Source organism: Bradyrhizobium sp. HKCCYLRH3099, from assembly GCF_051167855.1.
Classification (GTDB): Bacteria; Pseudomonadota; Alphaproteobacteria; order Rhizobiales; family Xanthobacteraceae; genus Bradyrhizobium.
The window spans coordinates 26,123-37,987 of sequence record NZ_JBNPTW010000021.1; the positions used below are offsets into that span (position 1 = coordinate 26,123).

Annotated in this window: 7 protein-coding genes; 6 read left to right on the forward strand and 1 reads right to left on the reverse strand. The window is 66.4% G+C overall.

Going from position 1 to position 11,865, the window contains the following annotated elements; translation table 11 throughout:
- The 4 genes from ACQR1Y_RS29535 to ACQR1Y_RS29550 all read left to right on the forward strand — a co-directional run bounded on the left by ACQR1Y_RS29535 (position 1) and on the right by ACQR1Y_RS29550 (position 5,705).
- Positions 1 to 474 carry a (2Fe-2S)-binding protein gene (locus tag ACQR1Y_RS29535; RefSeq protein WP_434879210.1) on the forward strand — a complete coding sequence of 158 codons (474 nt, stop codon included), beginning with the start codon at positions 1 to 3 and terminating at the stop codon, positions 472 to 474.
- On the forward strand, positions 467 to 2,803 hold the full coding sequence (locus ACQR1Y_RS29540) for a xanthine dehydrogenase family protein molybdopterin-binding subunit (RefSeq protein WP_434879209.1): 2,337 nt from the start codon (positions 467 to 469) through the stop codon (positions 2,801 to 2,803). The genes ACQR1Y_RS29535 and ACQR1Y_RS29540 overlap by 8 nt, the downstream gene beginning before the upstream one ends.
- Before the next feature lie 63 nt (positions 2,804 to 2,866).
- Positions 2,867 to 4,120, forward strand: coding sequence for a hypothetical protein (locus tag ACQR1Y_RS29545; protein ID WP_434879208.1), 1,254 nt, complete (start codon positions 2,867 to 2,869; stop codon positions 4,118 to 4,120).
- 259 nt (positions 4,121 to 4,379) lie between these two features.
- The gene (locus tag ACQR1Y_RS29550; protein WP_434879207.1) at positions 4,380 to 5,705 is read left to right on the forward strand and encodes an NAD(P)/FAD-dependent oxidoreductase; all 1,326 of its coding nucleotides are present in this window, start codon (positions 4,380 to 4,382) and stop codon (positions 5,703 to 5,705) included.
- Here ACQR1Y_RS29550 and ACQR1Y_RS29555 read toward each other — a convergent pair.
- Positions 5,651 to 8,938, reverse strand: a complete 3,288-nt coding sequence (locus ACQR1Y_RS29555; RefSeq protein WP_434879206.1) for a DEAD/DEAH box helicase — start codon at positions 8,936 to 8,938, stop codon at positions 5,651 to 5,653. The two genes, ACQR1Y_RS29550 and ACQR1Y_RS29555, sit on opposite strands and share 55 nt — an antisense overlap.
- Before the next feature lie 195 nt (positions 8,939 to 9,133).
- Here ACQR1Y_RS29555 and ACQR1Y_RS29560 point away from each other — a divergent pair, with 195 nt between their 5' ends.
- Together ACQR1Y_RS29560 and ACQR1Y_RS29565 are read left to right on the forward strand one after the other, a co-directional pair.
- On the forward strand, positions 9,134 to 9,583 hold the full coding sequence (locus ACQR1Y_RS29560; RefSeq protein ID WP_434860218.1) for a (2Fe-2S)-binding protein: 450 nt from the start codon (positions 9,134 to 9,136) through the stop codon (positions 9,581 to 9,583).
- A 12-nt stretch (positions 9,584 to 9,595) separates the two neighbouring features.
- Entirely contained in the window at positions 9,596 to 11,833 is a 2,238-nt protein-coding gene (locus tag ACQR1Y_RS29565) for a molybdopterin cofactor-binding domain-containing protein (RefSeq protein WP_434879205.1), read from the forward strand.
- The last annotated feature ends 32 nt before the right edge of the window (positions 11,834 to 11,865 follow it).

Sequence of the window (11,865 nt, forward strand, 5' to 3'; positions counted from 1 at the left end):
ATGGCGGTCCGCATCGAGGTGAACGGCGAAGAGCGCAGTTTCGACGGAGACGTGGTGACGCCGCTGCTGGATGTTCTGCGCAACAGCTTCTTCCTGACCGGCGCCAAGGACGTCTGCCGGGAAGGCTTCTGTGGCGCCTGCATGGTCCACGTCGACGGGGTGCCCGTGATCTCCTGTCTTACTCCGGTCGGACTGGTCGACGCCAAGAGCGTGTTGACCATCGAGGGGCTCGGCGATGAAGGTGATCTTGTTCCCCTGCAGCGGGCCCTCGAGGAGGAGGGCGCCGTCCAGTGCGGCATGTGCTTTCCCGGCATCGTCATGAGCCTGACGAACCTGCTCGCGCAGCAGCCTCTGGCCTCGCGCGACGACATCAAGCGTGGGCTCTGCGGCAACGTCTGTCGCTGCACCGGCTACGAGCGCATCGTCGATGTGGCGCTGACGCTTGCGAGGAACGAGGGGCGCACAGATGTCTGAAGCAGAAGCCCTGGCTGCGGTGGTCAATTTCGCGAGGCGTGACGCCCGGGACAAGTTGCGTGGACGCACCCGCTACATGGTGGATCAGGTCCGGCCGGGGATGCTGCACGGCTTCGTCCTGCGCGCAACCATGCCGTCGGCGCGGATCGTGAGCATCGACACGTCCGCCGCGCGCAGGATGCCTGGCGTGAGAGCTATCGTCACCGCGGAGGATGCGCCCGGCAGGTTCGGCATCGGCATTGCCGACCAGCCTCTCTTTGCGAGCGACGTCGTGCGCTATCACGGAGAGCCGATCGCGGCCGTTGCTGCGGATACGCTTCGGCAGGCGCGGGAAGCGGCGGCCGCGATCGGCGTCAGGCTGGAGGCGATGCCTGCGGTCCTGACCATGGCCGAGGCCCTGTCCAGCCATGCGCATCTCGTGCACCGCGATTGGAAGCGCTACGAAGTGCTGCTCGAGGCCGAAGGCGGCAGGCGAGGCGGCAACATCGCCTGGGAGGCGACGGTTGCACGCGGAGATACGGCGGCGGCCTTTGCCCGCAGCGACGTCGAAATCATCGAAAGCAGCTTCCGGGTCGGCCGGCAGAGCCACATGCAGCTCGAGCCGCGCGGGGCTATCGCCTCCTATGAGGACGGCAGGATTCACCTGGTCGCCTCGACGCAGGCGCCCTGGACCGTGAAGAACGTGACCGCGCGTGCACTCGGTCTTCCTCCCTCCCAGGTTCGTGTCACCGTGCCGCCCGTCGGTGGCGGCTTCGGAGTGAAGTACGGCTGTTCGATCGAGCCCTATGCGGCTGCGCTTGCGCTGGTGGCGGGGAGGTCCGTCGCCGTCATCAACTCACGGCAGGAAGAACTGCAGACCTGCCCGTGCCGGGAGAACGCCGAGATCCACATCCGTTCAGCAGTCAGCAGGTCGGGAGATATCGTCGGCCGCGAGGCCACGGTGCTGATGGATTGTGGCGCCTATGGCGGCGAGCAGATCTATCTGACGACGATGACCGCGCATACGCTGGGATCGGCCTATCGCCTCGGCGCGGTCAAGATGACCAGCCGCGCGGTCTATACCAACACCCCGCCCAATGGCGCGTTCCGCGCCTGCAACGGCGTCTACAACGTCTTCGCGCTCGAACGTCACACGGACGAGATCTGCAGCGCCATCGGCATGGATCCGCTGGAGTTCAGGCGCCGCAACGTGCTTGGCGACGGCGACATCGGATCGACGGGGCAGGTGTTCGAGGGACATGTCCTCGGACCGATGCTGGACCGCATGCAAGCAATGTCCCGCTCCCGGCCATCCAAGCGAGCCGAGGCCGGGGAGCGCCTTTACGGCAAGGCGACCACGGTGGGGACTTGGTTCGTGTTTGTCGGGCCCTCCGCGGCCACCGTCAACCTCAACCCCGATGGCAGCGCCACGCTGGTGACGGCCGGGGTGGAAATCGGGCAGGGCACCATGATGCAATCCCTGCCGCAGATCGTTGCGGCCCGGCTCGGCATTCGGCCCGACGACGTCGTGGTCCATGCCGCCGATACCGATGCGGCGGGCTTCGACGTGGGCGTGGGCGGCGGGCGGACGACCGTGTCACTTGGCGCGGCCGCCTCAGTCGCATGCGACGAGGTGCGTCGGAAGCTGCTCGAGGTCGCGAGCAAGATGCTGCAGACCAGCCCCAACCAGCTGGTACTGAAGAATGGCCATGTGGAAATTATCGGGAGAGCTGGCGGGGGCATCTCGCTCGCCAGGATCGCCGAGCATGCTCAGTCGGTCAGCGGCCCGATCTCCGGCAGCGGCTCGTTCACTCGCGCGGGAGTGCCCGCCATGATGGGTTGCGCGGCGGGGCACTTCCTGGATGCCGTCGACATTCCCGTCTTTGCCGTCCACGAATGTGAAGTCGCGATCGATCCGGATACCGGACATGTCGAGGTCCTCAGCTATCGGGTGGTGCAGGACGTCGGACGGGCGCTCAACCCGAGCGCCATTCACGGCCAGATTCAGGGCGGCGTGATCCAGGGACTCGGCTACGCGCTGCACGAAGAGGTGACCATCGATCCCGAGGGGCAGATCGCGCAGTCGGGTTTTGGCAGCTACAGGGTTCCGCTGGCGCAGGACGTGGTCCCCGTGGAGATCGCGTTGCACGAAGGCGCGCCTTCGATGGGGCCGTTCGGGACAAAGGGAGCGGGCGAAGTGCCCATCCTGAATGTCGGCGGCACGATCGCCTGCGCCATCGCCAACGCCACCGGCAAGAGAGTGCAGGAGCTGCCGCTGACCCCGCCACGTGTCCTGAGCCTCATGCTCGACAGGACTGAAGACCTCGATCTGCGGCACGCGCCGTTCTAGCCGCCCTTCGCACAGCACATCGAGCCATCGAAATGGATCGCCGGATTGGAGTGTAGAACTGACATGGCCGCGACAAGCACCGCCAAGATTGTGCCGGACACTGATTATGTCGTCCGGTTCCTGGGCTCCTGGACCTACCGCGCCAACGCCTTCCGAGTGGCCGATCTGCTGGTGGCCGAAGACATCACGGACCGGACATCCATCCTCGGCGTCGCCAAAGGCGACGACGTGCTCGCCGAACTCGTCGCCTTCCTTGCGGATGCGCGGCGCTTCGTCCGGACTATCGACCGCAGGCTCAGCATCGGCATCGTCTTTGCCGTGTGGAAGGAGGTTCGGCGACTCCAGCCTTATTCCGCGGACAATCCGACCGGCGAAGACGCCTTGCGCGCCAAGGTGGCGGAGTTGGAGTGGCTGTTCCGCGACACGCCGGTGACCTGGAGCATCTACATCGTCGACGACGAGTGTCCCGATGGAAGCCTCGAGGTCGCACGGACAATCGTCGACGAGGCAGGATGGAGGAACATCGTCCTGCTCAAGCTCCGCGACGCCCTGCCGTCCTCGGAGCTGCCGCTGTCCAAGCTCGACGGCGCGATGTCCTCGACAAAGGGCGGGGCCATCCTCCACGGCATGCAGCGGGCCGCGAAGGACGGGCACGACTATGTCATGTACACCGACTGCGACAACAGCAATCATCTGGGCCAGATCGGGCTCTTCCTGCACGAATTGTTGGGCAAGGGAAAAAAGGCGGCGATCGGCGACCGCCGGGCCACGCGCATTTCCGAATGGCAGACGACGCGCGAGAGCGAATCCTACGCCAACTACATCTTGAAGCGCGTCCACGCGCTGCTGGATTTCGACCTGCTTCTTGGGGACGTCACCTGCCCGTTCAAGATGTTCGAACGGGAGTATCTCCTGGGCCTGCTCGAACGCATGGACGTTTTCGACTTTTGCGTCGATTTCGACATCGTCGGCTATCTGAAGACCAGCGGCGCGCCGGTTGCGATCGTGCCCATCGTTTCGGTGGACTCCGACAGCGAGACGACCTGGATCGCACTCACCAATGTCAAAGTGTGGTGGCAGAAACTGCACGGCTTCATCTATGTCATCGAAAAGTACAAGCTCGCTCACAATGAACACGCCGCCAGCCTGGTTCGGGAAAAGCTTTGGACGCAGGACAATATCCGGAAGGTCCTCGAGGTCGCGGCCGGTGGTGTGACCTCCAATGGTCGCCGCCTGACCGCGGAGGAACAGCTCGCGATGCCTTTCGCGGAGGTCGACGGCTGGATTCGGTCTGCACTGGCAACTGGCGCCACCTGAACGCATCTCCCGGTGAAGATCGCTCAGCGCGACGGTCGCAGCCTCCGAGGTGCGAGCGACACAAGCTCGATCGAGCGGATGTGCCGTCTTCTCGCTTCTGGCGTGATCCGGCCGCGATGCCCGAGGAATATGCGGTGCGAAACAATACGCCGGGGGAGCGGGCGAATGCAGAATGATATGCCGTCGGACAGCCGAATCCGGGACATGGAGTGGCGGATACCGCTCTAACCTGTGCCAGCCGAAAAGCTGGAGAAGCCGCATGCCCGCACCCCTGGTGCACGTCGAAACGTCGCCCGCGCTGCCCGAACGTGCAGATGCCGTGATCATCGGCGGCGGCATCGTCGGCGTCTTCGCAGCCTATTACCTCGCGCGTCGCGGGCTTGCCGTCGCCCTGATCGAGAAGGGGCGGATCGGCGCCGAACAGTCGAGCCGCAACTGGGGCTGGTGCCGGCAGCAGAACCGGGATGCGCGCGAGCTGCCGATGGCAACGCTGAGTCTCGATCTGTGGGAGCGTTTTGCCGCGGACAGCGGCGAGACCACCGGCTTCTCGCGCTGTGGTCTGTTCTATCTCAGCAATGACGAGGCGGAGCTTGCCGGCTGGGCACGCTGGGGCGAATTCGCCAAGACCGCCGGCGTCACGACCTTCATGCTGGACAGCCGGCAGGCTACCGAGCGCGGCGCAGCCACCGGACGCAGCTGGAAGGGCGGCGTGTTCTCGCCGACGGATGGCATCGCTAGTCCCGCAGATGCCGCGCCCGCGGTGGCGCGTGCGATCCTGAAGCAGGGCGGCTCGGTGCACCAGATGTGCGCCGTGCGCGGCGTTGAAACCAGCGGAGGCCGGTTGTCGGCGGTGATCACCGAGCGCGGCACCATCCGCACGCCGCTGGCGATCCTGGCGGCGGGCGCGTGGGCGTCGTCGTTCTGTCATCAGATCGGTGCGGCGCTGCCGATCGCCTCGATCCGCGCCTCAGCCCTCGCGCTGTCGCCGTCCGCCGAGCCGCTGCCTCCTGCGTTGCATACGGCGGCCGTTTCGATCACGCGGCGCGGCGATGGCGGCCACACGCTCGCGATCAGCGGGCGCGGCCGCGTCGATCCGACCTTGCAGCAGTTCCGCTTCGCGCCGCACTTTCTGCCGATGTTCGCCAAGCGATGGCGCAGCCTGCTGCCCGGCGGGTTCGAGGGCCTGCGCGCCGGACATGAGACCGTCGGGCGCTGGCGCCTCGATGAGCCGACGCCGATGGAGCACAATCGTATCCTCGATCCCGCGCCGGATCGGGCGACGATCAGCCTGACGCATGCGCGTGCGCTCGAACTGCTCCCGGCGCTGAAGCAGAGCCGGATCACGGCGGCATGGGCGAGCTACATCGATTCGACGCCCGACGGCGTGCCTGCCATCGGCGAGTTCGCCGCGCTGCCCGGCTTGATCGTGGCTGCCGGTTTCAGTGGACATGGTTTCGGCATAGGTCCCGGCGCCGGCCATCTCATCGCCGATCTCGCAACGGGTGCCGTTCCGATCGTCGACCCCGCGTCCTATTCGCCCGAACGTTTCGCGCGCCCGCGGTCCACCAAGGTTGCGGATTTCTGACCGCGCTTTGATGGCTCGCGCGGTCCGGTCATGCCCTTCTGCTTCAGCGCCGCGAGGAACCGGACAGCCGCGGACAGCATCTGCTGTCGGCTGATCTTGTGCTTGTAGACGAGGCGCGAGCGGATCTGGTTGTTTGTGCGCGCGCTCGCGGCGGCTGAATCGGAACGTCTGAGGCGCGCGGCGATGCCTCCGCTGCCGACGTCAAGTCGGGCGATGCCGAGCGCGCGGCAATCCAGTCTGATCCGCGTCGTCGCGATCAAATTGGCCCCTGCGGGCGGAAGAGACCCTAAGCGGAGCTGCATGTCATCGGCGATGTCGTCGATCTCGGCCGCGGTTTCTGCATGGGCGAGCCGTGCATAGACCTCCAGCCGCGTGGTCGGGTCTTGCACGTAGTCGGTCGGCAGGAACGCGGGAACATCGACATGCAGCTCCGGAGTCCACATGTCGGCGGCGCGATGCGGCCGGCCCTTCAAGGCGCGTCCCAGAAGCTCGTGGTAGAGCGCGGGGCCGAAGATCTGCACATGGCCCGCCTGTTGTTCGGATAACAGATCGCCCGCGCCCCTCAGGTCGAGATCACGCGCGCTGATCTGAAATCCGGCGCCGGCAAAGCTCAGCTCCTGGAGCGCCGCGAGCCGCTTCTCCGCGGCTTCGCCTGGGTCATCGGTGAGCAGATAGGCGAACGCTCTGGTACCGCCGCGTCCGACGCGGCCACGCAACTGATGCAACTGGGAAAGCCCGAACTGCTCGGAGCCGGAAATCAGAATCGTATTGGCGCGGGGGATGTCCAGGCCATTCTCGACGATGTTGGTGGCCAGCAGCACGTCGACCTTTCCGGCGACGAACCTCATCAGCTGTGCGTCGATGTCGCGCGCCGGCATGCGCCCATGGATCAGAGCGATGCTAAGCTCCGGGACGGCCTGGCGCAGGCGCTCCTGCATCGGGCCGAGATCCTTGATGCGCGGACAGATCACGAAGCTCTGGCCGCCTCGCCGATGTTCCCGGCGCAACGCCATCGCCAGCGTGGAATCGAGCGCCGCCGCGATCCTGGTCACGACGGGCAGGCGCTGTGCCGGTGGTGTCGCCATGACGCTGAGATCGCGCAGGCCTGCCATCGCGCCGGCCATGGTCCGCGGGATCGGCGTGGCGCTCATGGTCAGCGTGTGGAGACCGGATCGCAACGCCGAGAGCCTGGCTTTCTCGGCGGCCCCGAAATGCTGCTCTTCGTCGATGATGACGAGACCGAGATCGGCAAAGCGAACGTCCTCCGCGGTGAGCGCGGTGGTGCCGATCACGAGCCGGAGCGAGCCGTCCGCGAGTTGCCGCTTGACGCTGCGCGCATCGGCGGCCGACGACAGCCGCGAGAGCTGGCCGATCTCGATCCCGAACGGCGCCAAACGTTTCGTGAAGGTCTGGACGTGCTGGGCTGCGAGCACCGTGGTGGGAACGATCAGAGCCACCTGCCGTCCGGCGAACACCGCGGCCGCGGCTGCGCGCAACGCGACCTCGGTCTTGCCGAAGCCGACATCGCCGCACACGATCCGGTCCATCGGATGTCCCGAGGCGAGATCCTTCAGCACATCCTCGATCGCGGCGGCCTGATCCGGCGTGGCGAGATAGGGGAAGCGCGCCACGAAACGCTCATAGTCCACGGCGGGCGCGACGATCCGCTGCGCCTTGCTGTGCCGGCGCGCCCGGATCAGCTCCGACAGCCGCCCGGCGATGCGGTCGATCTCACCTTCTGCCTGGAGGCAGCGTGCGGCCCATGAGCGGCCCTCGGCGTCGTCGAGCCTGATCCCGCTCGGATCTCGCGCATAGGGCCAGATCAGCGCGAGCTCCGCGACCGGCAGCAGGATCGCTTCGCCGTCGGCAAACACCAGGCGGATCAGTTCGCGCGTGCTGACATCCGTGGTCGAGACCAGTTCAAGCCCCTCAAGCAGCGCGAGCCCGCGCTGGAGATGAACGACGGCGCTGCCGGGAACGGGACTGATCTCGGGCTCCACCGCAATGGCCTGCCGCCGCGCCATCGGCTGAAGATGCCGGGCGCGGCTGCCGAGAACCTCGGCCGCGGTGATCACGACCAGCGGACGCGGCGTGTCGATCGTGAAGCCGCGCTCGAGATCGACCAGCAGCGAGGCGATCACGTCACCGCGTGTTCGCGTTGCCATCGACCAGTCGGCACGCCGCGGGAACGTGGTGCCGCTGATGCGCTCCATGCGCTGCAGATCGTTCTCGGTGCCCGCGGTGAAGATGATGCGGGCCTTCCGCTGCCTGCACGTGGCGATGTAGCGCCGAAGCGCTGTAGAGGGCGATCGCTGCAGGGCGAATTTCGGGACCTGCTCCTCATCCGCCGAGGGAGGCAGAATGGTAGCCCTCCGCATGACGTGATCCCAGGCGCTGCGGCCCATGAACGCGCGTGCGCGCCGGTCGGCATCGACCGCGGCTTCGTCGATGACCGCATGACGTAGCTCCGCGCGGTGCGACACATCGGCGTCGGCGATGAGCTCGGCACCATCGAGATAGTCAAAAATGTCGGCCGACGCCATATCGCGGCCGGGGTGCCGCTCCGACATCGGATCGATCGTCAGCATTGTCGTCGCTGCGATCTCGGCCTGAGTGATGGGATCGAAGAATTGGATGCCGCTGATCACGCCGTCGGCGTGGCTGATCCGTGCCGGCCCGAGCGCGCCGGCGGCGAAGAGCTCCGTCGTTTGACCATGAAACAGAACGCCGCCGGGATAGTCCGGCGGATCATCAGGCTCATAGCCCAGACCGATCAGCGCGTCGCGAAACCGCTCGACGTCGATCGGCTGTCCGACATTGATCGGCAAGCTGGCGTCGCTCCAGTATCGCCGGGCGGGGACGCGTGGCAGCAGCGCCTCGACCGTCGAAACCAGGAACGGCCGTGCCGCGTCTTCAGCAAGGCGTCGCAGCACGTGAGCGCGCCGTCCAGAAACCTCCCGCGACGGTTCGGCATCATCGAAGGGGGGAGTGTCGAAACGTGGCAGGACGAGCACGTCGCAGTCCGGATCCATCGTATGCATCACCGCCGCCAGATGCTCGGCGCGCGCATCGTTGCTCGCGACGAACACCAGACCTTTCGGCGCCGCCCGTTGCCATTGCTGCAGCAGATCGAGCGCAAGGCGTCCCAGCGGCGCGCTGGATGACGGCAGTCGTCGTCGCGCCCGCGCGGTTGCCGATGTTGCTGCTTTGAGCGGAGCGGAAGACCGGGCCATCACGGACCCAACACCGCAATCGTGATCGCGGTTCCGCTGTGGCGCTTCTCACCCCATGACAAGGTATGGATTGCCCGAGGTCGCCCCCGATCGTACCACGTCCCAAAGCCATGTCCGAGATTGACGGACGTTCGTCATCCCATCCGAGCGCGCTCCCTCGCAAACCTGCCGCTCCAGACCGAGGTAAAGATCACAATGACGAGAATTCACGTGAACGGCCGGGACTACGAGGTGGCGGCGGAGGCGGATACGCCGCTGCTCTGGGTGCTCCGGGATACGCTGGGATTGACCGGAACGAAATATGGCTGCGGCATCGCGCAGTGTGGCGCCTGCACGGTCATGATCGACGGGCAGGCGACGCGGTCCTGCCAGGTGCCGCTCGACAGTATCGGCACGGCCGACATCCGCACCATCGATGCGATCGAGCAGGACAGCATTGGCCGCAAGGTCGTCGAAGCCTGGGTCACCGACCAGGTGCCGCAATGCGGCTATTGCCAGTCCGGGCAGGTGATGGCCGCCACCGCGCTCCTGAAGCAAAATCCGAAGCCGTCCGACGCCGACATTGCCGACGCCATGACCAATCTGTGCCGCTGCGGCACCTACAACCGCATCGCCGCCGCCGTCCGTCGCGCGGCCGAGGCCTGAGGAGACATCACGATGAACGCGCTCTTCAAGACCGATCTGTCGAACGTTCTGCCGCTGCTGTCCGTTCAGGGTGTAACCAACCTGTCGCGCCGCCGCCTGCTCGGAATTGGCGCCGGCGCTGTCGTGCTGGGCACCTTGCTGCCGGCGCTCGGCGCACGTGCCCAGACCGCTGCTGCCGTGAAGCCCGGCACGCGCGTGCCGGCGTTTCTGGTGATCGGCAAGGACAATTCGGTGAAACTGCTCAGTCCCTTCGTCGAAGGCGGGCAGGGCATCAACACCGGCCTTGCGCAGATCGTCGGCGAGGAGCTCGACGTGCATCCGAGCCGGTTCGAGGTCGAATGTGCGCCGCCCGGTCCGGACTACGCCATCATCAACGGTCTGCGGCTGACGGGCGGCAGCTTCTCGACCCGGTCGAGCTATGAGGTGATGCGCAAGCTCGGCGCCAGCGCGCGCGAGATGCTGATCCGCGCGGCCGCAGTGAAGCTGAACGTCAAGCCGGACACGTTGACGACCGACGATGGCCATGTCGTTCACGCCGCCTCGAACCGCCGCGTGGCCTATGGGGATGTCGCCGAGCAGGCGCTCGCGCTGACGCCAGCCGCCAACGTCGCGCTGCGTGATCCCGCGACCTTCCGCTACATCCGCCAGCCGATGGCGCGGCTCGATGTCCGCGCCAAGTCGACCGGCAAGGCCGTCTATGCGATCGACCAGAAGCTCGACGGCATGCTGTACGCGGCGATCCAGCATGCGCCCGTGCTCGGCACCGAGCCGGAGCGCATGAGCAACGAGGCGGCCGTCAAAGCGATGCCCGGCGTCCATGCCGTGCATCGACTGCCCGGCGCCGTCGCCGTGACCGCCGACAGCTGGTATCGCGCGCGCAAGGCGGTCGAGACGCTTGATGTCACCTGGTCCAAGGCGCCGGCGAGCGGCTTCGATGCGGTCGCGGCCGACTATTCCTCGGCAGGTCTGCTCGCGGCGCTGAAGGCGTCGAACGCGAGCGGCGTCTCCGCGGAGAAGGACGGCGATGTCGCGACGGCCTTTGCCGGCGCCGCGACGATCGTCGAAGCCGAGTATGACGCGCCCTATCTGGTCCATGGCCAGCTCGAGCCGCCGTCCTCGATGGCGCGCTTCAATGCCGACGGCACGCTCGAACTGTGGGTGCCCAACCAGATGCCGGAGCTGTTCCAGGGCATCGCGGCCAAGGTCGGCGATGTCGCGCCGGACAAGGTGATCCTGCACTCGCCGATCCTCGGCGGCTTCTTCGGCCGCCACTTCGCCTACGGTTCGTCCAATCCGTTCCAGCAGGCGATCCTGCTCGCCAAGGCAACCAAGCGTCCGGTCAAGGTGCTATGGTCGCGCGAGGAGGAGTTCAAGATGGACGCGCTGCGTCCCCTGAGCTTCAGCCGCTTCAAGGCGGCGCTCGACAAGGACGGCAAACCGATCGCGATCCAGGTCCGCACGGTCGGCGAGGGGCCGATGGGGCGCTGGTTCGGCGTCACCGCCGGCGGCAAGGTCGACAGCTCCGCGGTCGAAGGCATTGTCGAGAAGCCCTATGCGATCGTCCATCGCAGCATGGAGTATGTGAAGTTCGCGCACCCCGTGACCATCGCATTCTGGCGCTCGGTCGGTCACTCCATGAACGACTACTTCTACGAGGGCTTCTTCGACGAGATCGCCGATGCCGGCAAGCAGGATCCGTATCAGCTGCGGCTGGCGCTGCTGAAGGACAAGCCGCGCCATCTCAAGCTGCTCGAGACGGTGGCGAAGATGTCCGGCGGTTGGAAGCGCGGACCCTACGATGCCGAGGGCGGCAAGCGCGCCCGCGGCGTCGCGCTGGCTTCGCCGTTCGGTTCGGAGACGGCGACCATTGCGGAGGTCTCGCTGGAGAAAGGCGAGGTGCGCGTCCACAATCTCTGGGTCGCGTTCGATCCCGGCAGCATCGTCAATCCCGCCATCGTCAAGTCGCAGGTGGAATCGGCGGCCGCGCTCGGCCTGTCGGCGGCGCTGTTCGAGGAACTCGCCTACAAGGACGGCCAACGCCAGTCGCATAATTTCGATGACTATCCGATCCTGTCGCGCGCCGCGATGCCGAAGGTCTACGTTGAGATCATCGAGAGTGGCGCACCGATGGGCGGCGTCGGCGAACCCGGTCTCCCTGGCATCGCGCCGGCGGTGGTCAATGCGGTGGCGGCGCTGACGGGGCGGCACGTTCGCAGCCTGCCGCTGGCCAAGGCGAAGCTCGGCGTTTGAGACGAGTTGTCAGCTTGAGAAAAGTCTGCATC

What these genes read in the sequence shown, in the direction of transcription:
- ACQR1Y_RS29535 (WP_434879210.1), top strand. Translation starts at nt 1, where the DNA reads ATGGCGGTCCGCATCGAGGTGAACGGCGAAGAGCGCAGTTTCGACGGA.
- ACQR1Y_RS29540 (WP_434879209.1), top strand. Translation starts at nt 467, where the DNA reads ATGTCTGAAGCAGAAGCCCTGGCTGCGGTGGTCAATTTCGCGAGGCGT.
- ACQR1Y_RS29545 (WP_434879208.1), top strand. Translation starts at nt 2,867, where the DNA reads ATGGCCGCGACAAGCACCGCCAAGATTGTGCCGGACACTGATTATGTC.
- ACQR1Y_RS29550 (WP_434879207.1), top strand. Translation starts at nt 4,380, where the DNA reads ATGCCCGCACCCCTGGTGCACGTCGAAACGTCGCCCGCGCTGCCCGAA.
- ACQR1Y_RS29555 (WP_434879206.1), bottom strand. Translation starts at nt 8,938, where the DNA reads ATGGCCCGGTCTTCCGCTCCGCTCAAAGCAGCAACATCGGCAACCGCG.
- ACQR1Y_RS29560 (WP_434860218.1), top strand. Translation starts at nt 9,134, where the DNA reads ATGACGAGAATTCACGTGAACGGCCGGGACTACGAGGTGGCGGCGGAG.
- ACQR1Y_RS29565 (WP_434879205.1), top strand. Translation starts at nt 9,596, where the DNA reads ATGAACGCGCTCTTCAAGACCGATCTGTCGAACGTTCTGCCGCTGCTG.